Source organism: Romboutsia sp. 1001285H_161024_C4 (assembly GCF_015550185.1).
In the GTDB taxonomy this organism is placed as follows: Bacteria; Bacillota; Clostridia; order Peptostreptococcales; family Peptostreptococcaceae; genus Romboutsia_C; species Romboutsia_C hominis.
This window is the reverse complement of sequence record NZ_JADNAJ010000002.1, coordinates 99263-124142: the sequence shown is the minus strand read 5'-3', so window position 1 is coordinate 124142 and position 24880 is coordinate 99263. Positions and strand designations below refer to the sequence as shown.

Annotated in this window: 21 protein-coding genes; 3 read left to right on the top strand and 18 right to left on the bottom strand. The window is 27.6% G+C overall.

What is annotated here, in order from left to right; genetic code table 11:
• Positions 1–184: 184 nt before the first annotated feature.
• The 5 genes from licT to deoC all read right to left on the bottom strand — a co-directional run bounded on the left by licT (position 185) and on the right by deoC (position 8600).
• Positions 185–1024: a BglG family transcription antiterminator LicT gene (gene licT, locus I1959_RS04090; RefSeq protein ID WP_195237199.1), complete on the bottom strand. Its 840-nt coding sequence runs from the start codon at positions 1022–1024 to the stop codon at positions 185–187.
• Between the two features lie 290 nt (positions 1025–1314).
• Positions 1315–3276 (bottom strand): fructose-1,6-bisphosphatase, encoded by a 1962-nt coding sequence (locus I1959_RS04085; RefSeq protein ID WP_195237190.1) that lies wholly within the window; start codon positions 3274–3276, stop codon positions 1315–1317.
• Between the two features lie 102 nt (positions 3277–3378).
• A complete protein-coding gene (locus I1959_RS04080; RefSeq protein WP_195237189.1) occupies positions 3379–3714 on the bottom strand; it encodes a hypothetical protein in 336 nt (111 codons plus the stop codon).
• Between the two features lie 365 nt (positions 3715–4079).
• Positions 4080–7622, bottom strand: coding sequence for a pyruvate:ferredoxin (flavodoxin) oxidoreductase (nifJ, locus tag I1959_RS04075; RefSeq protein WP_092924094.1), 3543 nt, complete (start codon positions 7620–7622; stop codon positions 4080–4082).
• A gap of 306 nt (positions 7623–7928) precedes the next feature.
• Positions 7929–8600: a deoxyribose-phosphate aldolase gene (deoC, locus tag I1959_RS04070; protein ID WP_195237188.1), complete on the bottom strand. Its 672-nt coding sequence runs from the start codon at positions 8598–8600 to the stop codon at positions 7929–7931.
• A 515-nt stretch (positions 8601–9115) separates the two neighbouring features.
• Between deoC and I1959_RS04065 the strand changes: the two genes are divergently transcribed.
• Entirely contained in the window at positions 9116–9481 is a 366-nt protein-coding gene (locus I1959_RS04065) for a winged helix-turn-helix transcriptional regulator (RefSeq protein WP_330405527.1), read from the top strand.
• 90 nt (positions 9482–9571) lie between these two features.
• On the opposite strand, the gene pduL is transcribed toward I1959_RS04065, so the two are convergent.
• The 7 genes from pduL to I1959_RS04030 all read right to left on the bottom strand — a co-directional run bounded on the left by pduL (position 9572) and on the right by I1959_RS04030 (position 17045).
• Positions 9572–10141 (bottom strand): phosphate propanoyltransferase, encoded by a 570-nt coding sequence (gene pduL / locus I1959_RS04060; RefSeq protein ID WP_092924088.1) that lies wholly within the window; start codon positions 10139–10141, stop codon positions 9572–9574.
• Positions 10142–10380: 239 nt separating this feature from the next.
• Positions 10381–11640, bottom strand: coding sequence for a 3-phosphoshikimate 1-carboxyvinyltransferase (aroA, locus tag I1959_RS04055; protein ID WP_195237187.1), 1260 nt, complete (start codon positions 11638–11640; stop codon positions 10381–10383).
• Complete coding sequence (gene aroB / locus I1959_RS04050; RefSeq protein WP_166505918.1) at positions 11633–12763, bottom strand: 3-dehydroquinate synthase; 1131 nt, start codon at positions 12761–12763, stop codon at positions 11633–11635. Before aroB ends, aroA begins: the two co-directional genes overlap by 8 nt.
• Positions 12751–13920: a chorismate synthase gene (gene aroC / locus I1959_RS04045; protein ID WP_092924079.1), complete on the bottom strand. Its 1170-nt coding sequence runs from the start codon at positions 13918–13920 to the stop codon at positions 12751–12753. Before aroC ends, aroB begins: the two co-directional genes overlap by 13 nt.
• A 191-nt stretch (positions 13921–14111) precedes the next feature.
• Positions 14112–14705: a flavodoxin family protein gene (locus I1959_RS04040; protein WP_092924077.1), complete on the bottom strand. Its 594-nt coding sequence runs from the start codon at positions 14703–14705 to the stop codon at positions 14112–14114.
• Between the two features lie 36 nt (positions 14706–14741).
• On the bottom strand, positions 14742–16541 hold the full coding sequence (locus I1959_RS04035; protein ID WP_092924074.1) for a GAF domain-containing SpoIIE family protein phosphatase: 1800 nt from the start codon (positions 16539–16541) through the stop codon (positions 14742–14744).
• Between the two features lie 30 nt (positions 16542–16571).
• Complete coding sequence (locus I1959_RS04030) at positions 16572–17045, bottom strand: hypothetical protein (RefSeq protein ID WP_092924071.1); 474 nt, start codon at positions 17043–17045, stop codon at positions 16572–16574.
• A 143-nt stretch (positions 17046–17188) separates the two neighbouring features.
• On the opposite strand from I1959_RS04030, the gene I1959_RS04025 reads away from it, so the two are divergent.
• On the top strand, positions 17189–17665 hold the full coding sequence (locus I1959_RS04025; RefSeq protein ID WP_092924068.1) for a hypothetical protein: 477 nt from the start codon (positions 17189–17191) through the stop codon (positions 17663–17665).
• 84 nt (positions 17666–17749) lie between these two features.
• On the opposite strand, the gene I1959_RS04020 is transcribed toward I1959_RS04025, so the two are convergent.
• The 5 genes from I1959_RS04020 to hpt all read right to left on the bottom strand — a co-directional run bounded on the left by I1959_RS04020 (position 17750) and on the right by hpt (position 21268).
• The gene (locus I1959_RS04020) at positions 17750–17920 is read right to left on the bottom strand and encodes a hypothetical protein (RefSeq protein ID WP_092924065.1); all 171 of its coding nucleotides are present in this window, start codon (positions 17918–17920) and stop codon (positions 17750–17752) included.
• A 146-nt stretch (positions 17921–18066) separates the two neighbouring features.
• On the bottom strand, positions 18067–18291 hold the full coding sequence (locus I1959_RS04015) for an alpha/beta-type small acid-soluble spore protein (RefSeq protein ID WP_092924062.1): 225 nt from the start codon (positions 18289–18291) through the stop codon (positions 18067–18069).
• A 102-nt stretch (positions 18292–18393) separates the two neighbouring features.
• Positions 18394–19620 carry an NAD(P)/FAD-dependent oxidoreductase gene (locus I1959_RS04010; protein ID WP_092924059.1) on the bottom strand — a complete coding sequence of 409 codons (1227 nt, stop codon included), beginning with the start codon at positions 19618–19620 and terminating at the stop codon, positions 18394–18396.
• Positions 19621–19747: 127 nt separating this feature from the next.
• Positions 19748–20632, bottom strand: coding sequence for a phosphatase PAP2 family protein (locus I1959_RS04005; protein WP_092924056.1), 885 nt, complete (start codon positions 20630–20632; stop codon positions 19748–19750).
• A gap of 111 nt (positions 20633–20743) precedes the next feature.
• Positions 20744–21268, bottom strand: coding sequence for a hypoxanthine phosphoribosyltransferase (gene hpt, locus I1959_RS04000; protein ID WP_166505921.1), 525 nt, complete (start codon positions 21266–21268; stop codon positions 20744–20746).
• A 284-nt stretch (positions 21269–21552) separates the two neighbouring features.
• Here hpt and I1959_RS03995 point away from each other — a divergent pair, with 284 nt between their 5' ends.
• Positions 21553–22626 (top strand): pyridoxal phosphate-dependent aminotransferase, encoded by a 1074-nt coding sequence (locus I1959_RS03995; RefSeq protein WP_195237186.1) that lies wholly within the window; start codon positions 21553–21555, stop codon positions 22624–22626.
• A 43-nt stretch (positions 22627–22669) separates the two neighbouring features.
• Here the strand turns inward: I1959_RS03995 and I1959_RS03990 are convergent, their stop codons facing one another.
• Complete coding sequence (locus I1959_RS03990; protein ID WP_195237185.1) at positions 22670–24631, bottom strand: KUP/HAK/KT family potassium transporter; 1962 nt, start codon at positions 24629–24631, stop codon at positions 22670–22672.
• Positions 24632–24880 lie beyond the last annotated feature (249 nt).

Below are 24880 nucleotides of genomic sequence, written 5' to 3'. Positions count from 1 at the left end.
ACTTAAAGATAAATTATTGCAAATCCAATCAATATTATTATGTATATATTGATTGTAATTATTACATAAATTTAACTTATTATTACTTTTATAAACTTAAGTCTTGCCTGCTCAACCAGTAACAATCTTATTGTTTATACTTTCTATTTAATATATATTATTAAAGGTTTAACCTTATAATATTTTACTTTATAGCTGCTATTACTCTATTTATATGTAGTGTAAGATATAAAAGCTCATCTTCTGTAACTATATACTCATGATTATCTTCTATATATTTTTTAATCTTACAAGAACAATTATATGGTTTCTCATATTGAATTTTTATAATTTCTAAAAGTTCATTGTCATTATCTTCTACTTGTTCTTTTTTTATAAGTCGTTTTGCAAAGAATTTTAAATGAGTTACTAGCCTATCATAGTTAAAATCATCTTCTTTAAATTCTACTGAATAATAATATCTTATAATATTTAGTATTTCTTTTACTATCTTAGTCATTAAAAATGATTCTTTAGTGCTTTCTTTATAATTTGCATTTATAATATGCATAGCTATAAATGCTGCTTCATCCTTTGTGAAATTTACATTAAATTCTTTGTTTATATAATCTATTGCCCACATTCCTATTTGGAATTCTTTTTTATGAATCCTTTTTATTTCATAAAGTAAATCATTTTTAATTTCTATATTTTGATTATACCTTTTAATTGCAAATGATATATGGTCTGCTAGTGCTACATATATATAATCGTCTAGTTCTGCATTTAAATTTTGTTTTGCATATTCTATTATCTTAGAAGTTACATTAAATATATCTTCATCCACTTCAGTAGCTATCCTAGTTATCTTTTTAGCCAAGTTTTCATCTTCCATAACAAATTTCTTTTCAATTTTTTCTTGGTCTACTTTTTCTCCAACCTTTTTTTTAAATCCAATTCCACATCCAGTGAGTACTAGTTCTTTATTAGTTTCATCATCTACAACCAATACTACATTGTTATTGTATATTTTTTGAATTAGCATATATACTCACCTCTATTCTTTAGATCAATCATTTTTAAATAAACTTCGTTTAAATTTTAGTTGTTTTTTATATATATTTTACCTTAATTATTTTTTAACAAAATATATGTATAAATACAAAATACCTAAATTAAGACACTAAAATAAAGTCTCAACTTAGGTATTGCCTGCTCTATCAGTAACAATCCAAAATATTGATAAGTAAATATTTGTATATTTTTATTCAAGTTTTATTTATATTATAATTTTATAATAGGTATTTAATTCTGTCAAGAATTTTAGGAAAACATTTATTTTTCTTTAATTAATCCTTTTCTATAAGCTAATAAAAGTAACTTTAAGTCTTTTACTTCTTGTTCTAATATTTTTCCTGCATCAGTATCTCTTACTGTTTTACGTTTTGCTTTATGTTCTACTACTTCTGTAGTTGATAATATATCACTTTCTTTTTTTATTGCATCTTCTGCTGATGTAAAAGGCTGATGTGAAACTAATTGTAAACTATGAGAATTATATATTAAAGTATAACCTGCAAGTCCTGTTTTATTTTGGTATGCCCTTGAAAAGCCACCATCTATAACTAATATTTTTCCATTTGCCTTTATAGGACTTTCACCATTTTTACTTTCTACAGGAACATGACCATTTATAATATGACTATCTGTTAAATCTAAGTTAAATTCTTCAAATATCTTTTCACACATCTTTTCATCTTCTCTTAATTTGAAATATGGATTTTTATTTTCCTTGTGACTTTCTTTCTCCGCTATAAAATATCTTTCAAAAGTAGTCATGTCATCTTTACCAAATAATGATGAACACTTTCCTGTCCAAAGATACCACATCATGTCCATTCCATATTGCTTTTGAGTTGTATTTTCTTTAAAGAAATATCCTTCTCTAGATATAGCTTCCATCTTATCCATTAAATCTTTACCCTTATATTCTTTACCTTGTATTTTCATAGACATAAAGCTCTTGTCTTCATTTAAAGGTACACATCCATGTATTAGTAAGTTAGAGTTTGCTGTTAAGTATATACTTCCTTTTGAGAATAAAAAAGAAATATGTTTTTGAAGTTTTTCGCTATTTTTAAAAGATGATACTAATTTTTCTATAACTTCATTTTCTTCTTTGCTTAACTCATATGGGTTATTTTTGTTTATAGTTGGGAAATTAGAATCCTTTAATTTATATACTTTACCCTTTAATTTAATAGTATTTTCTTCATAGTTTATATTATTAAGTAAAAGTCTATGCTGCATCTCAAACTCAGGCCTTCTATTTATAACTTCTCCTTCTAACTTAAACTGTATAATACTTATTGCCTTGTGCATTTTAGCTATTAATGATTTTTCTTTTGTTGATACATTTTGATCACTAATTTTTGGAATAAAACAATGGCAAGGGTCATCCTTATAAGTTTCCATAGCAAAAGTAGCAAGAGGAAGTAAATTTATTCCATATATATCTTCTATTATATCTAGATTTGCATATCTAGCTGATATCCTAAGAGCATTTGCTATACAAGTTTTTTCTCCACTTGCAGCACCCATCCAAAGTATATCATGATTTCCCCATTGTATATCCACTGAATGATAATCCATTAAAGTATCTATTACTACGTCTGGTCTTGGTCCTCTATCGTATATATCTCCTAATATATGAAGTCTATCTACTACTAGTTTTTGTATAACTTTAGATATAGCTATTATAAATTCTTTTGCTCTATCAGTTTCTATTATTGTATCTACAATACTTTGGTAATAACATTGTTTATGCTTTATATCTATAGATTCATGAAGTAATTCTTCTATTATATACTTAAAATCTTCTGGTAATAATTTCCTTACTTTTGATCTAGTGTATTTACTAGATGCATATTTACAAAGTTCAACTAATCTATATATATTTATTCTATAAAAATCTTCTAGATTTTCTTCTTTCTTTATTATCAAATCTAGTTTTTGCTCTGGATAGTATACTAAAGTAGCTAATGCTTTTTTCTCATTTTCTCTCATAGTATTTGAAAATAGTTCTTCTATCTTTCTTTTTATGACTCCAGAGCCATTTTTTAAAACATGAACAAAAGGCTCATATTCTCCATGTATATCTGTTATAAAGTGTTCCGTTCCTTTAGGCAAGTTAAGTATTGCCTCTAGGTTTATTATTTCAGTACTTGCTTTTGATATGCTTGGATATTGTTTTGATAGTAGTTTTAAATATTTTAACTCATTTTCTAATGGTCTCAACTTCTAATCCTCCAAACTTAAATAATTATATATTTATTGTATCACATTTATAATTAGTATACACTATTTAAGTTTATTATTATCACATAATAAGTCAAATACTTAATTAACTATCTTCATATCTCCTGTATAAATATCTATTTCATGAACTCCTATACTTTTTTTATGACTGTGTTCTTCATCATTTATAGTTATAAAAAGTTCAACCTTGTACTTGTCTCCAACTTTTTTTATATCATCTTTATTTACAGTTACAAGATCTCCATATTCTGCTTTTATTATATTCACAGCAGTTTCCTTTGATATTGGGTTAATCTCTTTATTGTAAGTTTTATCTGTAAAATAAACTCCGTCTTTTTCATCTTTTTTACTTGCTATAATTATTGATATTATTATAGCTATTATTAATAGCATTCCTATAATTATTTTCTTTTTCATTAAACTCTCACTTTCTTGAATTATTAGCTTATACATTATATCGCAAATCTTATTTATAATCTATATTTTAATATACGTATTAATTTAGTAAAGCTTAATAAAAAGATAGGACAAGCTCTCAACAAAACTTATCCTATCTTTTTATATATTTCAATCTATTTTATGGAGTATGTTCATTTACATTTACTATAGCCTAACTTTATGAATATTTTATGAATGTTTTATGTTTTTATGCTTTTTTGTATTTAATAAGCTATAAATATATATTTAAACTAAAAAATTCACTTAAGTTATGTATAATAAAACACTATTATATAAAAAAGGATGTACTCTAAAAGTACATCCTTTATATTAAACTATATTTATTAGCATTGTTCAGCTAATCTCTTATAGTTGTTGTATCTTTCATTAGCATTTTCTTCAGCCATAGTAAATAATTCATCAGCTACGTCTGGGAATTGCTTAGCTATTGCAGCGTATCTTACTTGACCCATTAAGAACTCTCTGAAGCTTTCAGTTGGCTCTTTAGAATCTAATGTGAATGGATTCTTACCTTGAGCTTTTAATGTTGGGTTGAATCTGTATAAGTGCCAGTAACCAGCTTTAACAGCTTTTTCTATGTTAGCTTGAGCTCTACCCATACCTTCTTTTATACCATGAGATATACATGGAGAGTAAGCTATTATTAATGATGGTCCATCATAAGCTTCTGCTTCTATTACAGCCTTCATTAATTGGTTCTTATCTGCACCCATACCAACTTGTGCAACATATACGTTTCCGTAACTCATTGCCATCATACCTAAGTCTTTCTTCTTAGATCTCTTACCAGCTGCAGCGAACTTAGCCATTGCAGATATTGGAGTAGATTTAGAAGCTTGACCTCCTGTATTTGAATATATTTCTGTATCAAATACTAGTACGTTTACATTTTCTCCTGAAGCAAGTACGTGATCAAGTCCACCGTAACCGATGTCATAAGCCCATCCGTCTCCTCCAAGGATCCATTGAGATCTCTTAACTAGGTAATCTTTTCTTTCTTCTATTTCATTAACTAAAGCTTTTATTTCAGCATTTTCTATATTGTGAGCATTAGCTAATACATCTAATACTTTTTGGCTTGCTACTTTTGAAGCTTCTCCATCTTCTTTAGCATCTAACCAAGCAGTAAATGCTTCTCTAGCTGCATCACATATATCCATTGTTAATAATGTTTCCATGTTTTCAGCTATTTTGTTTCTCATTTGTTTAACTGCTAACATCATTCCGTATCCGAATTCAGCATTGTCTTCGAATAATGAGTTTGCCCAAGATGGACCTTTACCTTCATGGTTAACAGTGTATGGAGTTGATGGAGCTGATCCTCCCCAGATTGATGAACATCCAGTAGCATTTGCTATCATCATTCTATCTCCGAATAATTGAGTAACTAACTTGATGTATGGAGTTTCTCCACATCCAGCACAAGCACCTGAGAATTCCATTAATGGTTGTCTGAATTGACTTCCTTTAACAGTGTTAGGAGCCATTACATCATCTTTAGGAGCAACCTTTGTAGTATCTACAGCGAATGCCCAGTTTTCTATTTCAACTTCTTGAGTATCAAGAGGTTTCATGAATAATGCTTTACCTTTAGCTGGACATATGTCAGCACAGTTTCCACATCCTGTACAGTCAAGTGGACTTACTTGCATTCTGTATTGTAATCCTTCAAATCCTTTACCAATTGCTTTTTTAGTATTGAAGTTTTCTGGAGCATTAGCCATTTCTTCTTCAGTTACTAATACTGGTCTTATACATGCATGAGGACATACATAAGCACATTGGTTACATTGTATACAGTTGTTTACATCCCACTCAGGAACATTTACTGCTACTCCACGTTTTTCGTAAGCTGCAGTACCACATGGGAATGTACCATCTTCTATTCCATCAAATGCACTTATTGGTAAACTATCACCTTCTTGAGCATTCATTGGTCTTACTATATTTTTTATGAATTCTGGTTCGTCGCAGTTTGTTGTTTCTGCACTTTCAACAGCTTGATTCCAAGCAGCTGGAACTTCTATTTTAACTAATGCATTCATACCAGCTTCAACAGCTTCAAAGTTCATGTTAACGACTTTTTCACCTTTTTTACCGTAAGCTTTCTTTATAGAATCTTTTAGGTATTGGCTAGCTTCTTCTTGAGGTATTATCTCAGCTAACTTGAAGAATGCTGATTGCATTATCATGTTTATTCTATTTCCAAGACCTATTTCTTGAGCTATCTTAGTAGCATTTACAGTGTAGAAGTTTATTTCATTTTCAGCTATGAATCTCTTCATTTTTGCTGGTAAATGAGTTTCTAACTCTTCTGGTGACCATATTGTATTTAATACGAATGTTCCACCTTTTTTAAGTCCTTTTAATAAATCATATTGGTTAACATATGATTGGTTATGACAAGCTATGTAGTCAGCTTCATCTATTAAGTAAGTAGATCTTATTGGAGCATCTCCAAATCTTAAGTGAGACATTGTTATACCACCAGACTTCTTAGAGTCATAAGCAAAGTAAGCTTGAGCATACTTTTCAGTGTTGTCTCCTATTATTTTTATAGCTTGTTTGTTAGCCCCAACTGTACCGTCAGATCCTAATCCCCAGAACTTACATCTTATAGTTCCTGGTGTAGCTATTTTGATAGGTTCAGATGGCTCTAATGAAGTATTAGTAACGTCATCTACTATACCTACAGTGAAGTTGTTCTTAGGATTTTCAGAAGTTAAGTTATCAAATATAGTTTTTATATCTGATGGAGTAACATCTTTTGATCCTAATCCGTATCTTCCACCTATTATCATTGGAGCATTTTCGGCTCCGTAGAATGCACTACGTACGTCTAAGTATAATGGCTCTCCTATAGCACCTGGCTCTTTAGTTCTATCCATTACACATATTCTTTCAGCAGTTGCTGGTATTTTTTCTAATAAATGCTTAGTAGAGAATGGTCTGAATAAGTGAACCTTAACTAAACCGTATTTCCCACCTTGAGCATTTAAGTAATCTATTGTTTCTTCTATAGCCTCTGTAGCAGATCCCATAGCTATTAATACATACTTAGCATCTTGTGCTCCGTAGTAATCAAATAGTCCATGTTCTCTTCCAGTTAATTCGCTCATTTGCTTCATGTATTTTTCAACTATTCCAACTATGTTGTTGTAATATTTATTTGAAGCTTCTCTTGTTTGGAAGTATATATCAGGGTTTTGAGCAGTACCACGAGTAACAGGATGATTTGGAGATAAAGCTCTGTTTCTGAACTCTTCTACTGCCTCTTTGTTTATTAATTTTTCATAATCTTCAGTGTCTAGTAACTCAACTTTTTGTATTTCGTGAGATGTTCTGAATCCATCGAAGAAATGTATGAAAGGTAATCTTCCTTCTATTGCAGCTAAGTGTGCAACTGGTGCTATATCAGCAACTTCTTGAACAGAACCTGATGCTAACATTACACATCCAGTTTGTCTAGCTGACATAACGTCTTGATGATCCCCAAATATAGATAATGCTTGAGCTGCTAATGCACGAGCACTTACGTGGAATACCCCTGGAAGTAATTCCCCAGCAACTTTATACATATTAGGTATCATTAATAATAAACCTTGAGATGCAGTGAAAGTTGTTGTTAATGCACCAGCTTGTAATGAACCGTGGAATGCTCCAGCAGCTCCTGCTTCTGATTGCATTTCTACAACACTTACTTTTTGTCCGAACATATTCTTTCTGCCTTGTGCCGACCATTCGTCAACTACTTCAGCCATGTTTGAAGACGGAGTTATTGGATATATAGCAGCAACATCAGTGAATGCATAAGCAACATGAGCAGCAGCTGTATTTCCGTCAACTGTTTTCATAAATTTAGCCATAATTGTATCCTCCTCGTATATTACTCTTATGTACTTACATTTTATAAGTATTTTGTATTGTAGAAACAATGTACAAGGTTATACAACATTGCACATTGTTTCCTCCCAATACTATATTATTACATAATTCTAAATATTACATAATAAACAAAATATTCTTTATGTTTTGTAAAATTCCTTTATTTTGCTTAAAGGAAAAATCTATATGTTTATTAAAATAATATCCATATGTTTAATTATAAGTTTCTTTTACTCTTTCATTTATACCCACGATTTTGTAGATTAAACAAGAAATTTGTATTTTTTCTAATAATCGCTTTTTATAGAATTTTCCCCAGTAACTATGGCTATTGATGCACTTGCACCTATTCTTGATGCCCCAGCTTCTATTACAGCTTTTGCATCTTCAGCAGTTCTAACACCACCTGATGCTTTAACTCCTATATTTTCTCCAACAGTTTCTCTCATAAGTTTTATGTCAGCTGGAGTTGATCCACCTGTTCCAAATCCTGTTGAAGTTTTTACATAGTCAGTTCCTGCTTTAACTGCAAGTTCACAAGCTTTAACTTTTTCTTCATCTGTTAAGTAACAAGTTTCTATTATTACTTTAACTAAAGCTTCTTTATTAGCTGCATCTACTACTGCTTTTATATCTTCATATACTAAGTCGTAGTTTTTATCTTTTAATGCACCTATATTTATAACCATATCTACTTCGTCTGCACCTTTAGCTATAGCATCTCTTGTTTCAAACGCTTTAACTTCTTTAGTGTTAGCTCCTAAAGGGAAACCTATTACTGTACAAACTTTTACATCGCTTCCTTCTAATTCTTTTTTAGCAAGCTCTATGTTAGTTGGATTTATACAAACTGAAAAGAATCCATATTCTTTTGCTTCATTACAAACCTTTATTACTTCTTCTTTTGTAGTTACAGCTTTTAATACTGTATGGTCTATCATTTTTGCTATTTTACTCATTTCAAATTCTCCTTTTTTCTACACAAATATTTATATTATTCCATATTATGTTAGCATATTATGAGCATCATATAAACTTATTTTTTCCTTAGAACAATTTAAAATTCATAGCTCTTTAATTTCAATTTGTATTTTGTATCCAGCTCACATATATAATCATATCTATATAGTTTTTGTTTAACAAGTAGGCACTTTATTTATATATAGTTTCAAAAAATATATACAGTACCTAAAAATATATATGGTATCAAAAAATATACTGTAAGGTTTTTACAATAATTTATTTATGATATAATAAATAGGTCTTCATTTTTAAAATTTTGAAGGAATACTTTTTAGAGATCATATATAGGAATTATATCTCCCCCATTTAAAATGAATGTAATTTCTTATTTTGATATAAAAAGTCTTAAGTTAGATATTTCATAGAAATACTTTATGATAAGTCTATATGACTATATTTTAATATTTTTTAGAAGTTTTTCTATGCTATTTATATAGAAAGAGGTGTATATATGATTCATACTCAATGTCACATGAGTCATAGATGTGCAAAATTTGAAACTTGCCCTATGACTTTATTTCATAAATTAGTTTCCGGTAAATGGAAAATTTTAATACTTTGGTATCTAAGTAGTGGTCCCCTTAGATTTAGTGAGATAAAAAGAAAGCTTCCTGATGTTACTCAAAAAATGCTTACAAACCAACTTAGAAGTTTAGAAGATGATGGACTAGTTCATAGAGAGGTGTATCCTGTTATACCTCCTAAAGTCGAGTATAGTTTGACAGATCTTGGAGAAAAATTACTTCCCCTTCTTGAGCAGATGTACGAATATGGAGTGGAATATTCAAAAGCTATGAAAATATCTGCTACTAAGTAGATTTTTAATAAATACATAAATAATAAACTATATAACTAAAAAGGTAATCTCAATTTTGAGATTACCTTTTATTTATAATATAAACTAAAATTATTCAGCTATTAATTCTACCATATCTCCGTTTCTAACTGCTGCAGCGTTTCCTTCTTCAACGTCTACGTGCATTTCTAAAGCGAAGTTTGCATTAGCTCTTACTAATACATTTTCAAATACAACAGCTCTTGGTCCGAAAGTTCTAACTTTTACTATTTGCTTATCTTCTACACCGAAGTTTTTAGCATCTTCTAAGCTCATATGTATATGTCTAGATGCTACTATAACACCTTCTTGTAATTCAACTTCTCCAGCTGGTCCTACTAATTTAACACCAGGAGTTCCTGCTATATCTCCAGATTCTTTTATTGGAGCTTTTACACCTAAAGCAAATCCATCTGCTAAAGATATTTCAACTTGAGTGCTAGGTCTAGCTGGTCCTAAAACTCTAACTCCTTTTATAGTTCCTTTTGGTCCTACTAAATCAACCTTTTCTTCACATGCATATTGTCCTGGCTGAGATAATGGCTTGAAATGAGTTAACTCATGTCCTGCTCCGAATAATGTTTCTATATCAGCTTGACTTAAATGAACGTGTCTGTTTGATAAAGCTATTGGTAATTTCATAAAAAACCCTCCTACATAAATTTTGTATACAACATCCAATTATACATAAATTTTTTAATTAAATCAAATTCTTTTCTCAAAATTTGATAATTTTCTTAATATTATTTCTACTGAAATATTAGAAAACCCTTTTATTTTCATTCATAATTAGTATTTCAACTTTTACTTATCTTATTATAATTTTTTATTTATTTTAACCATATTAATATTAACTTTAAATATTAGTTTATATAAAAATTTTATATTGATAGTTTTTTTAATAAGTCAAAGTAACCAGGGAAAGATATATCTATACACTCTTTGTCATCTAATACTATATCTGTATCACAGATTAAATTAGCTATTGAAAATGCCATGGCTATTCTATGGTCTTTAAAAGTAGTTATACTAGCTCCATTTAGCTTAGTTTTTCCTTTTATAACCATTCCATCTTCTAGTTCTTCTATATCTGCACCCATTAATTTTAAGTTATCTACTACAGATTTTATTCTGTTACTCTCTTTTACTTTTAATTCTTTTGCATCTTTTATTATAGTTGTTCCTTCTGCTTGCGTTGCAAGTACTGCTATAACTGGTATTTCATCTATAAGCCTTGGTATTATAGTTTTATCTATTGTTGTAGCATTTAAATCTTTGCTGTACTTTACTAATAAATCTCCAACTAGCTCTCCTCCAACGAATCTTTGATTTATTATTTCTATATTTCCATTCATATTTTTAACAACATCTATTATTCCAGTTCTAGTTTTGTTTAGTCCAACATTTTTAATTAAAACCTCTGAGCCTTTAGTTATTAAAGCTCCTACTATTATAAATGCTGCTGAAGATATATCTCCTGGTACATATATATCTTGATTAAATAACTCTTTAACTGGATTTATAGTTATATCTAAATCATTTACATCTATGTCAGCTCCAAATGATTTAAGCATTACTTCTGTATGGTTTCTACTTTTAACTTTTTCTCTTATTATACTTTTTGAATCTGCATATAAGCTTGCCAGTATCAAAGCTGATTTAACTTGTGCTGATGCTACTGGCATATTATAATCTATTCCTTTTAAGTTCCCTCCATATATTTTTATAGGAGTATAGTTTGCATCGTCTTTTCCTTCTATTTTGCATCCCATCATTCTTAAAGGATCTGTAACTCTTTTCATAGGTCTTTTTCCTATTGATTCATCTCCAATAAGTGTTGCATCAAAGTTATTTCCTGCTAGTATTCCACTTAATAGTCTTATTGTAGTTCCAGAGTTTCCTACGTCTAGTAAATCTTTAGGTGGCTTTAGACCATATAGACCATTTCCTTTTACAAAAACTTCATTTCCTTTTATGTCTATGTCTACTCCCATTTTCTTAAAGCAAGATATTGTGCTTAAGCAGTCTTGGCCCATTAAAAAGTTGCTTATTTTATTATGTCCTTTTGATATTGATGAAAACATTATGGCTCTATGGGATATAGATTTATCCCCTATAAGTTCAAAACTTCCTCTAAGCATTCTGACTCTCCCTTATTATATTAAGTATTTTTTCTTCATCTATATTATCCATTAAACTTACTTTTCCTAGTTCTGTTGGAAGTATTAAGTTTATTTTACCAAAGCTATTTTTCTTATCACTCTTCATTATGTATAGTATCTCTTTTGCAATATGATCTTTATCCATATTTTCATTTAAATCATATTTTAAAGGTAGTTTGTATAAATTTATAACTCTTATAAATTTATCATAATACTCTTTGGATATTAATTTTTCATCTAATGAAAGTTTAAATGCCATAGCCATACCTATACTTACAGCCTTACCATGGCTAATTTTTAATAGTTTTTCTACTCCATGTCCAAAGGTATGTCCAAAATTTAGTATTTTTCTAAGTCCACCTTCTTTTTCATCATTAGATACTACTTCTACCTTTATACCTGCGCATTTTTTTACTATATAGTATAAGTATTTCTCTTCCTTATTTAATATAGCTTCACTATTTTCTATTAGATAATCTAGAAATTCATAATCATATATTGCACTATACTTTATAACCTCTGCCATACCACTTATAAATTCTTCTTCACTTAAACTTTTTAAAGAATTCACATTTATATAAGTAAGTTTTGGTTGATAAAAACTTCCCATTATATTTTTAAAATTGCCTAGATTTATACCTGTTTTTCCACCTATAGAAGAGTCGACTTGAGCAAGTAAACTTGTAGGAACTTGTATAATGTCAATTCCTCTCATATAAGTAGATGCTATAAACCCTGCAAGGTCTCCTACTACTCCACCTCCTAAGGCTAATATTAAAGATTTTCTAGATAAATTTATTCTTATACAGTAGTTCATTATTTCCTCATAAACATCTAAAGATTTAGATTGTTCTCCTGGTGACACTATATATTCATATATGTACTTAGCTTTTATAGAACTTGTAAATTCTTTCATCATATGTTTATATACATTATCATCACTTATTATAAGTACTTTGTCGTATATATCATTTAAATCTATATCAGCTTTTATTAAACCTTTATTTATATCATTTGAGTTTACTAATTTTACAGCTTCATTAAAGGATTTATAATCTTTATCTATTACTACACTACAAATAGCAGTTTCTATCTTTTCCATCCTCTTTCACCTAACCTTTTTATGTATGAATTATAATTTGATTTTAAGTCATTTAAGTTGTCTCCACCTATTTTTTCTAGGAAGTGATTACATATAACAAAAGCTACTACATTTTCACAAACTACACTGCAAGCAGGAACAGCACAATTATCTGAACGTTCAATACTTGCACTATAACTTTCCAGTGTATTTATATTTATAGAATTTAATGGTTTATATAATGTAGGTATTGGCTTCATTGCACATCTTATTATAATCTCTTCTCCTGTAGTCATTCCACCTTCTATTCCACCTAGTCTATTTGTAGCTCTTTTTATACCTTCATTTTTGTCATAGCTTATTTCATCCATAACACAAGACCCTGCTAAAGAGCTAACATCAAATCCAATTCCTATTTCTACTCCTTTTATGGCTTGAGTAGCCATTAAATGCATAGCAAGTTGTCCATCTATTTTCTTATCAAACTGAGTATATGAACCTAGCCCAGGAATAATATTTTTTACTCTTATTTCTACAACTCCACCTAATGTATCACCTTCTGATTTCGCTTTATCTATTCTTTCTATGATTTTTTCTTCTAGGTTTTTATTTACACATCTTATTTGACTAGTATCTACATTTTCCTTTATATAATCAAATTCATATAAATTTTTATCTTCTACACCACCAATATTTACTACATGAGATGTAAATTCTACATTAAAATTTTTAAGTATTTGCTTGCATATAGCACCTACGGCTACTCTACTTGCAGTTTCTCTGGCACTAGACCTTTCAAGTACATTTCTAGCATCTTCAAAGTCGTATTTTAAGCAACCTACCAGGTCTGCATGTCCTGGTCTTACATTACTTACTTTTCTAGTCTCTAAATCAACTGCCTCCATTGGATTCATGTACTTTGTCCAATTTTCATAATCTTTATTTTTTATTTCTATAGATATAGGTCCACCTAGGGTTTTTTTACCTCTAACTCCACCTAATATATTTATTTTATCTCTTTCTATTTGCATTCTGCCGCCACGACCGTAGCCACCTTGTCTTTTTTTAAGCTCCTTGTTTATTTCTTCAAAATCAAGTTCTATATTAGCTGGTACTCCATCTAGTATAGATATTAAGCTTTGCCCATGAGATTCTCCACTTGTTAAATACCTTAGCATATCATTCTCCTTGTTAAACTTCATTTATTATATATATTGTATAATATTATTTAAGTAAAATACTCTAATTTAAATATTTTTTTATATTATGTTTTATTCTAACTTTTTTGGGTATATATATAATTAGATTTCTAATTTTATATTTTTATTATTTGATTTTCTAAATATATTTACAATCAAAAGAAGCTTGATTAATCAAGCTTCTTTACATCACATATATAATTTTTTATTGCCTTATCTAGTTCATTTTTAAAGTGTTGATTTTCACTATACCCTAATTTATCTGTACTATTTAAGTAAATATTATATTTTAATTTATTGTTTACACTTTTAAAGAAAAAATCCATGACTATTTGGCCACCCATAAATTGAGTTTCATATGGTGTTGAACCTCCAACAGCTATATACATTCCTATACGAGTCTTATCTCTATCTATTGATGGCTTATTAAGAATATACTTACTTGCATATATAGCCTGAGTTCTATCTACTACTGTTTTTAATTTGGCAGATACGCAATCAAAATGTACAGGGCTTATTACTATAACTCCTTTGGCTTTATCAAACATTTTATACATAGGAGTCATATCATCATTAAATTTACAATAACCTGTTTTTTCGCAAAATCCACAAGCAGTACAATACTCAATATTCATATCATATATGTTAAATATTTCGTAAGTTATATTATTTTCTTCTAGTTTAGAACTTATTTCCTTAGATATCGAAAAACAATTTTTATTTTTTCTTGGGCTTCCATTTATTATTAATATTTCTTTAAACATTAATTATCCCCCTTTATCTTTTAGTTATAATAAATACTATTTATCCTTTAACATAACTACTAATATATCATCATCAAAGTTATCTTTACCTGCAAAGTCTATTAACTCTTCTTCTAGCTTTCCTTGTAAAACTTCATGACCTATTTGGTAATTATCTTGAAGGAATTTCTCTAATCTAGATACCCCATATTCTTCTTTTGACTCATTTTTTATTTCTAAAATTCCATCTGTGTACATGCATAATAGTGAATAGTTTGATATATCAAAAGAGTTGTTTGCATATTCAGCTTCATCCATTATCCCTATTGGTATACCTTTTTTACAGTTTAAATTTCCTTCTATTTCTCCATTATTCTTTATTATTATAGGACTATAATGTCCTGCGTTGGATATTGTTATTTTATTTTCTTTTGAATTTATAACACTTACTAAACATGTAGCAAATACGTCCATTTTATCAAATTCATCATATAACATTTTATTTAACTTTGTAAGTATTTCTCCAGGTGTTTTATAATGATTTGCTAACACTTTAAAGGCACCTTTTATCATAGCAACCATATAGTTTGAAATCATACCATGACCCATAACATCTGCCAAAATATAAACTGTATTATCATCATCTACCTTCATAGCATAGTAGAAGTCCCCTCCAACTACTCTTGCTGGTCTATGATAGTAATCTAACTCTTTATTGTTACTTAATTCTAATTTAGCATCATCCATTATTAACTTTTGCTGTTTATTTAAAAGGTTTAATTCATTATCAAGTACTTTATGCTTTACTTCTTCTAAATTATATTTATACAGTTGCATACCTACTGATACTTGTTTTGCTAATATACTTAATATATTCAAATCATCTTTTGTATAGTTTTGACTATTAGCGCATACTATACATCCGATAACTTTATTTCTATATCTTAACTTATAATATATATAACTTTTTATAGTATCTTCTGACTCAGATTTTATATTTACATTATTGTGATATTCCCCAATTGATTTTCTCGCTTGGATACTTTCTAACATTGGATATAAGTTTATTTTATTTTTATCTTCAACATTGTAATAGTTAAATGCTCTATCTTTATAATCATTATCATCTACTAATATCAAAGCTTCTTTGCTGTTTGTCATATTACAAGCTTGTTTACTTAATTGCTCTAAGAATACTGTTATATTATTACTTGAATAAAGCTTTTTAGTTGCAGCATTTATTGAATTTATAGCACCTCTTAATTTATGTACTAAAAATTGCATATTATTGTTTTTAGTAGTTATTTCTATTGATAAACTAAGCAATGATGCAACAGATGATATAAAGTCTATATCTTGTTCACAGATACTATCATTTTTTGATAAAAAGCAAGTCATAAATCCAACTACTTTATCGTTTATTATGAAAGGAAATACTATTCTTCCCGTATAACCTTCTTTTATAGCTAAATCCCTTTCGTCTTTTGCTCTTTCCTCTTCAAAGACATTTTCTATATATATTATTTTCTTTTCTTCTACAGCTTCATGAACATATTTAGGATATTCATTAAAATCTATTTTAATACCTATTGGATTACTCATAGATTTTACTGGTGGTACATGATCCATAGGGAATACTTGTGGTATATACTCTAAAGTCTGAGAACACACCAAGTATGCGTATTTATAGTCATTTCGATAAAATAAATTAACACAAGCCTTAGTTGGATGAACAACTTCTAACATCTTGTCTACTATCTTATCTTTTATAGAATAAAAATCTGTTGAACTAGTTACCATAGCTGATATGTCTACTAAGTTTTTCATTCTATGGCTATCAGTATTAAAATTTTGCATATCACTACTTACCCCCTAATTTTATATAGTCTACTTTATATTACTATATATGTTATTTATAGTAAATATAAAAACTATTATAAAAGTTGCTATTATAATGGCATTAAACCCTGTTAATAATCCAATTATAAGCAAAGTAACTAACACATTTAATCCTGATTTTCCTCTCTCATCTATAGTTGGTATTTTAGGCATTTCTATATTATTTTTTATATTTTCAATACTTTCTCTCACTTGAGCTTCTAACTTTATCTTATATATTAAATAAGTCAATTCTACTAACAACATCCCCATTCCAAATAAAATCTCTATATTAAAAGATATATATAAAATAATTATTGCTAATAGTAGCTTTGTAATCTTTAAAAATACACTATCTAACTTTAATGTCATATTTCTTATTTCTCTACACTCTTCTCTGTAAGTATAGTCTGATGAAGGCATAGATTTCATCTTAGTTTTTACTATTTCAGAATAAAATAGCTTTATTATTCCATTTATCATATAAATTCTCCTTATCAAGTTACTTATTTTTATATAATCTATATTTCATCCATATATTTGTAATTTTTACAATTATAATATTTTTTATACTTGTCAATAATAAAATATATAGACTAATATACACTTTAAAAGGAGTGGTTTTAATGCAAATGGCTAATCTTGATTTAGAAACACGTAGTAAAATCTATAGCCACACAAAAAAAGTCCTCAGAAAATATCAAAAAGGTATTATAACTGGTAAGCTTACAGCTGATAAGTTTGCTGAAAATATACTATCTAATGAATCTATTAATGACATTTTAGATGAAAATCTTTTATCAGATGAAACCTTCAAATTATCTTATATAGACTATATAGATAAATTAATAAGTATGCAAAATGCTAATTTATCAAAAGGCAAAAAACATAAAAATAAATCTATCCCTGAAAAACCAAGTATTTCTCAAAAACTAAAATTAAAGAATTTGCTAAGCTCTAGTGAATATACATTGTCAATTCCTATAGAATACCTAAATGCTTGTGATGTTGATAATTTAATAAAATTCATAAGCACTGGTATTATAGATTTAGGTAATGAAAGAATTTATAATTATGTACATAAACCAGAGAAAGTAAATTAATCTAATATCATATATAAATTATTTTGATATTTTTTAAATAATAAAAAGTCTTCACCTAAATATTAAGTGAAGACTTTTTATTATTTATCCTAATGCTTTTTCTAGCTTAGATAAATGCTGTATTGGATAATATCTAAGAAGCTCTCTAAACTGTTCTACTGTAAGACCTTCTGTTGTTGTATAAATACGTATTTTTTCATCTAAATCTGCATTTATAAATTTAGTTTTTATTTCTTCAAAATTAACAGTCGACATTTATATTTCTCCTTATGTAATGTATTTTATTGTTATTTTATCCATTCAAAAATTTTTTATCCAATATATAAGTCATGTATTTTTTAATTTTATATAAAACTAAAGGAGCATCTAAAAGATGCTCCTTAATATATTAAAATAATATATTATTGTTGTTGTTGTTGTCCTGACATTTGTTGTTCTGCCATTTCAACTAACTTTTTAGTCATGTATCCACCTACATAACCATTTTCTCTTGCAGTAAGATTTCCTTTGTCCATTTGTTGGTAATTTGTCATTCCAAGCTCATTAGCTATTTCTAATTTCATTTGATTTAATGCTTGTTTAGCTCCTGGAACTACTGTTTTGTTGTTATTGTTGTTGTTTGACATTGTTGACTACCTTCTTTCTTTTGATTTTGTTTCTTGGTAGTATTATATGAATTTATAGTTTTTTAATTCTAGGTAATATTTGTAACAATATCTAAATTCTTGCTAACAATAATATCCGGCTAAATAACCTGTTGAAAATGCTATTTGAAGATTAAATCCTCCAGTATAAGCATCAACATCAATTACTTCTCCTGCAAAAAATAATCCATCTATTAGCTTTGATTCCATTGTACTTGCATTTATCTCCCCAACTTTAACTCCACCTGAAGTTATTATAGCCTCTTCTATTGGTCTATATCTTTTTACTGTTAAATTAATATTTTTTAATAAATGTACTAATGCTTTTCTTTGTTCTCTAGATATTTGATGAACTACAGTATTTTCATCTATGCCACTTAACTTTATTATTACTGGTATTAATTTTTTTGGCAATAAGTCATCTAAAGAGTTTTTAAAGGCCTTGTTAGTATACTTTTGGAAATCTCTTTGTATTCTTTTATCTAATTTTTCTTCATCTAGTGCTGGTTTTAAATCTAGAACTATCTTATAAGTATTTTTTGATAAATCTTTCATCATACAACTAGCTGACTTTACAACCGGTCCATCTATACCATACTTTGTAAATTCTAATTCTCCAAAGTCATCGTATATTTTCTTATTTTTTCCGTTATATAACTCTATTTTTATATTTCTAAGAGATAATTTTTCTAATTCACTTACAAAACTTTCACATATTTCAAGCCCTATTAAAGAAGGTTTAGGATCTATTATAGTATGTCCATATTTTTTAGCAAATTTATATCCATCTCCAGTAGAACCCGTTAGAGGATAACTAACTCCTCCAGTAGCAACTATTACAACATCGCATTGTATTTCTTTTTTGTTGTCTAATATTACTTTTTCTATTTTTTTATCTTTTGCTATTATTTCTTCTACTTTAGTATTTAATAACAATTTTACTTTTTTATCTATTACTTGTTTATGAAGTGCATTAGCTATATCATGTGCCTTATCACTTTCTGGAAATACTCTATTTCCTCTTTCTGTCTTAGTTTTTACACCTAAACTTTCAAACATATTTATAACATCTTCGTTTGTAAATGTATAAAATGCACTATATAAAAATTTACCATTTGTAGGTACATTTTCTATTAATTCTTCTATATCACAGTTATTAGTTATATTACATCTACCTTTTCCTGTTATTAATATTTTTCGCCCTACTCTATGATTTTTCTCTACTAATGTTACGTCTAATCCTCTATCTGCTGCAGTTGCCGCTGCCATCATACCAGCTGCTCCAGCTCCTATTACTACTACTTTTTTCAAATTTACACCTCTTCTATTTTAAGTAAGCTTAACTTTTTAATAGCTTTAAGTAACTTACTTTGCATCTAATTAATATATACTCATATGCATGTTTTAATTAATCTTATTCAATAAATAATAAAACTTACTATAGCTTAAATATCTTAAACAGAAATGGCACTCCACAAACTCCATAAAATACTACTATTGTATATCTTATATAATCAAATAAGTTGTTACTTGGCATAGTATATTTTAAGCCTAAGTAAACTAATCCTAAAGTTATTATTCCAAGTAAAAATCTACATATATTTTTAGCTATTTTATTATCTTTTTTGTTACTAAAGTTTATTTTATTTTTATTTTTTGATACTGTTTCAAACTGTATATATCTATCTTCTACTATATACCCTAGTACAAATCCAGTTAATAATCCAAATGATTTTATATAAGACGAACTATTTACTAAAAATGCAACTAATGCAAATGGTATTAACATTAAAATAAGACTTAGATATTTTTTTTCATTATCTACATAATCAAAAAATTTACTAAATATTACAGTAAATATTATCCCAAATCCCCATCCAAATATTACATCTATAGGCCAATGAACTCCTAGGTATAGTCTAGATATGCCTACTCCTAAAATTATAATAGCTCCTATTATACTAATCCATGTATTTTTGAATATAATTATTATACTTGTCCAAAATGAAGTTGCAGTTTGAGTATGTCCACTTGGAAATGAATATCCTGTTGCTGTTGATACTCTTTGAGACGTTATCCCTTCTATTCCTATTGGCCTTTTAGCCTTTATTACATCTTTTATTCCTGAATTTATGGCCACGTTTCCTACTAATGAAAATAATATCTTTTGACCATACTTTTTATTTATACACCAATACATTATTGTTGTTAATAAAACTATTACAGGTATTTCTGTACTTATAGTAAGTATTAAAAATAAAGTATCTAATACGCCAGATCTTAAAGACTGAAAAAATTGTAGTATACTTAATTGAATATCCATTTTATTTCCCCCTCCTAAGTACTTATCTTTTATGTAATTATACCTAACTTTCTTATTTATTTATACCCTTTACACAAAAATAGACTTAGCAACATTGCTAAGTCTTCTATATTATTCTTCTCCAACTATTCCTATATAAGGTAAGTTTCTGTATTTTTCTGCCCAGTCTATTCCATATCCTACTATAAAATTGTCTTCTATAGTAAACCCTACATAGTCTACTGGTATATTAGCTTTTCTTCTTTCAGGCTTATCTAATAGTGTACATAATTTTAATGTTTTTGGATTTCTAGTTTGTAGTACATCAACTAATTTGCTTAATGTTAATCCTGAATCTATTATATCTTCTACTACTAATACATTTTTTCCTTCTATATTAACATCTAAGTCCTTTAGTATTTTTACAACACCTGAACTTTCAGTTGATTTTCCATAACTTGATACACTCATAAAATCTATATTAACATCTAAGTCTATTTTTCTTATTAAGTCAGAAACAAACACACTAGCACCCTTTAGTATCCCTACTACTAATAATTCTTCACCTTTGAAGTCTTTTTCTATTTGTTTTGCTATCTCTTCTACTTTTTTAGCTATTTGTTCTTCTGTTAATAATACTTCTGTAATTTTGAACATTTCAGTCCTCCTGTTGTTTACGTATATTATAATAAAAACATTATACCATATAAGCACAAATATTAGAACATTTTTATAATTTTTTTAGTAATTGTTCAATATTTTTTTATTATTTAAATTTTTAAGTATATTTTTATTATTTTCTTAAAATTTCTTGCTATACATATTTTTCTATATATAGCTTTATCATTCGGTATTATTGTTTAATATTTTTATAAAAGCTACTAATAATTGATTTTTATATTATAATTAAATTGTAACTATTAACTACGGAGGTGTTTTACTTGAGTTTAAACCATGGTGCTAATTTATATGACTTATCAAAAAAATATGGATTTTCAAAAGAAGAATTTCTAGATTTTAGTTCTAATATAAATCCTTTAGGTGCATCTAATGCTGCTAAAGACGTTGTGATTAAAAATATAGATCAGGTTTCTATATATCCAGACCCTGATTACACAAATTTAAAAAATTCTATTTCTTCTTATTGTCATTGTAATAAAGAAAACATAGTATTAGGAAGTGGTGCAACAGAGCTTATTTCTTCATTTATAAAAACTATAAATCCTACTAAAGCTTTACTTTTATCACCTGCTTATTCTGAGTATGAAAAAGAATTAAAAAAGATAAACTGTAATATAGACAAATATTACTCAAAACATGAAAATGACTTTAAGATTGATATTGATAAATTAATAAATCACATAAATAGTAATAAATATAATTTGATTATTATCTGTAACCCTAATAATCCAACTGGTTTTACTTTCTCAAAAGCTGAGATAAAAACTTTACTTGAAAGTACTAATACTTTCTTTATGATTGATGAAACTTACATAGAATTTACAGATACTAAAGCTTTTTCTTCAACATCTTTAGTTGATGATTATAATAATATATTTGTTATAAGAGGTACTTCTAAGTTCTTCTCAACCCCTGGTATTAGACTAGGATATGGGCTTATATCTAATACTAGTGTAAAAGATAGTATATCATCTCATCTTGATTTATGGAATATAAATATATTTGCTACATTAATGGGTGAGGTTATGTTTAAAGATACACACTTCATAGAAAATACTATTAATGTTATGACTAAAGAAAGAGATTATTTATTTGATAATTTAAGAAATATAGATGATTTAAATGTTTATGATAGCCAAGGTAATTTTATATTATGTGAAATAAAATCAAAAAAATTAACTGCAAGTGAATTAAGAGATAAGCTTATTCCACATAAAATAATTATAAGAGATTGTGCTTCTTTTGATGGACTTAACGAGTATTTCTTTAGAGTTTGTATTTTAAAACCTAAAGATAATAGACTTTTAATAAATTCTTTAAATAATATATTTTAATAAAAAAATAAAAGTTATCTCAAAGTAAGAGATAACTTTTATTTTATTTTATTCTAGTTAATTTTACCTTTTTCCTTTTTCCTATTATAATAGGAACTTTCTCAACTTCAACAATACTAGTATCTATACCAAACCTCTTAGCTGGAGATACTGTTATTTTTTTTATAAGTATCTTAAAACCTATTATAAAACTATCCCATTTTGAAAGGTTACTTTCATTAGATAAATTTTCTTCTAACAATACAAATTTAAAATCTCCAACATTTTTCTCTAAATTGTTATCTATCATATATTCCTTTAGTGTAATTTTTAATTCTTCTGTAGATATTAATTCTTCTATTACTTCTCTTAAAAATATATTTACTGTTTGATTTACTTTAAATCCTAGTTCAAATTCTATCTTAAATATTTGATTAGGTATTATAGTATGAACCTTATAACTCATAGTATATGGCTCGTCAGTTACTCTTACGTTAACAAACCAATAGTATTTAGCACGTTTTGGTGATTTATTAAATATAGAATATAATATATTGTCTTCTATATATCCCCTTGTACTAGTTTGAGTTAGATACACTAGATGTGTTGAATATAGGGGCAATGTTTTGTCTTCTATTATAGATTTAAATTTATCTGTATATTTAGATAGCTTAGTAAAATGGTTGTATCTTTCCTTTATCTTTAATCCATATATCCATGAATACATAACAAACATTATAATAAATCCTATTAATACTGTTATATATCCTCCTCTAAAAAACTTAGATAAATTTGCATATAAAAAACTTAATTCGATTATTCCAAAAACAATTAAAACTAATACAGATCTTGTAGTTTTTTTATTATTATATTTTTCATACTGAGATAATAATAAGGTTGTCATAAGCATAGTAACTGTAATAGCAAGTCCATATGCAGCTTCCATATTCTCAGATTTTTTAAAGTATAAAACTAACAATATACAGCCTATTCCTAATGTAAAATTAATTACTGGTATATATATTTGACCTTTTTGCTCATTTGGATATTTAATTAATAATCTAGGAAAAAGATTTAATTTAATTGCTTCTGATATTAATGAAAATGCCCCAGAAATAAGTGCCTGACTTGCGATAATTGCTGCTATTGTCGCTATTATGACACCTGGTACAATAAACCACTTTGGCATTATTAAGAAAAATGGATTATTTATTACTACATCTCCTTCTCTTAACATAAGCCATGCTCCTTGTCCTAAGTAATTAAGTATTAAACATACCTTTACAAAAAACCATGTATAGTATATATTTTTTCTTCCACAATGTCCAAGATCAGAATATAACGCTTCTGCACCTGTTGTACAAAGAAATACTGCTCCTAAAATATAAGTACTTTTGGGATTTTCAATTAATAATTTTATTCCATAATAAGGATTTATAGCTTTTATTATTTGTGGATTATTAATTATTTGAGATATACCAAGTATAGCTAACATAGAAAACCATAAAAACATAATAGGACCAAAAAGCTTTCCTATCTTCATAGTTCCACAGTTTTGAAAAGAAAATAATAATATTAATATTGATACTACTATAATTAATATCATATTAAGACTTAGTGGAAATATCATTTGTAACCCTTCAACAGATGATGTAACAGTTACTGGAGGTGTTATTATCCCATCTGCTAAAAGTGATGCTCCGCCTATAACCGCTGGTACAATTGCCCATTTAGCTCTTTTTCTTACTAAAGTATATAATGAAAATATTCCACCTTCTCCGTTATTATCCGCTTTAAGAGTTAATATTACATATTTTATAGTTGTTTGAAGTGTTAATGTCCAAATAACAAGTGATATTCCTCCTAATACTAAATCCGTAGAAACCTGTCCTTTATTAGTTGATAATATTGAATTCATAACATATAAAGGTGATGTACCTATATCTCCATATACGATACCTAATGCTACTAATAACGATGCTATACTTACTTTTTTGCTTTTCATAATTGATTTACCTTCTTTCATAATCACAATCCGCTAGTTTCATCTATTACAAGTTATTAAAAATAACCTATAATAAGGCTCTCATATCTTTGTTATTAATTTAATATGTTATGACTATACCTTGATAATGGACTTAGTCTAGCAAAGTAGTCTTCTTCTGTCAAATGTCTCTTTTGTTAAGCATTTCATAATTTTTAATTATAAGAATATAGACAAATAATTTTTTTAGTTTTTTTAATATTTTTCAAATTTAAATTTAAGTTTAACATT

Bases quoted from the DNA above. Each gene is read 5' to 3' on its own strand.
- I1959_RS04015 (WP_092924062.1), bottom strand. From the start codon at position 18,291: ATGTCAAACAACAACAATAACAACAAAACAGTAGTTCCAGGAGCTAAA.
- I1959_RS04020 (WP_092924065.1), bottom strand. From the start codon at position 17,920: ATGTCGACTGTTAATTTTGAAGAAATAAAAACTAAATTTATAAATGCA.
- hpt (WP_166505921.1), bottom strand. From the start codon at position 21,268: ATGTTCAAAATTACAGAAGTATTATTAACAGAAGAACAAATAGCTAAA.
- licT (WP_195237199.1), bottom strand. From the start codon at position 1,024: ATGCTAATTCAAAAAATATACAATAACAATGTAGTATTGGTTGTAGAT.
- I1959_RS04030 (WP_092924071.1), bottom strand. From the start codon at position 17,045: ATGATAAATGGAATAATAAAGCTATTTTATTCTGAAATAGTAAAAACT.
- I1959_RS04025 (WP_092924068.1), top strand. From the start codon at position 17,189: ATGCAAATGGCTAATCTTGATTTAGAAACACGTAGTAAAATCTATAGC.
- aroA (WP_195237187.1), bottom strand. From the start codon at position 11,640: ATGCTTAGAGGAAGTTTTGAACTTATAGGGGATAAATCTATATCCCAT.
- aroC (WP_092924079.1), bottom strand. From the start codon at position 13,920: ATGCTAAGGTATTTAACAAGTGGAGAATCTCATGGGCAAAGCTTAATA.
- pduL (WP_092924088.1), bottom strand. From the start codon at position 10,141: ATGAAATTACCAATAGCTTTATCAAACAGACACGTTCATTTAAGTCAA.
- I1959_RS04080 (WP_195237189.1), bottom strand. From the start codon at position 3,714: ATGAAAAAGAAAATAATTATAGGAATGCTATTAATAATAGCTATAATA.
- I1959_RS04005 (WP_092924056.1), bottom strand. From the start codon at position 20,632: ATGGATATTCAATTAAGTATACTACAATTTTTTCAGTCTTTAAGATCT.
- nifJ (WP_092924094.1), bottom strand. From the start codon at position 7,622: ATGGCTAAATTTATGAAAACAGTTGACGGAAATACAGCTGCTGCTCAT.
- I1959_RS04040 (WP_092924077.1), bottom strand. From the start codon at position 14,705: ATGTTTAAAGAAATATTAATAATAAATGGAAGCCCAAGAAAAAATAAA.
- I1959_RS04065 (WP_330405527.1), top strand. From the start codon at position 9,116: ATGATTCATACTCAATGTCACATGAGTCATAGATGTGCAAAATTTGAA.
- deoC (WP_195237188.1), bottom strand. From the start codon at position 8,600: ATGAGTAAAATAGCAAAAATGATAGACCATACAGTATTAAAAGCTGTA.
- I1959_RS03990 (WP_195237185.1), bottom strand. From the start codon at position 24,631: ATGAAAGAAGGTAAATCAATTATGAAAAGCAAAAAAGTAAGTATAGCA.
- aroB (WP_166505918.1), bottom strand. From the start codon at position 12,763: ATGGAAAAGATAGAAACTGCTATTTGTAGTGTAGTAATAGATAAAGAT.
- I1959_RS04035 (WP_092924074.1), bottom strand. From the start codon at position 16,541: ATGCAAAATTTTAATACTGATAGCCATAGAATGAAAAACTTAGTAGAC.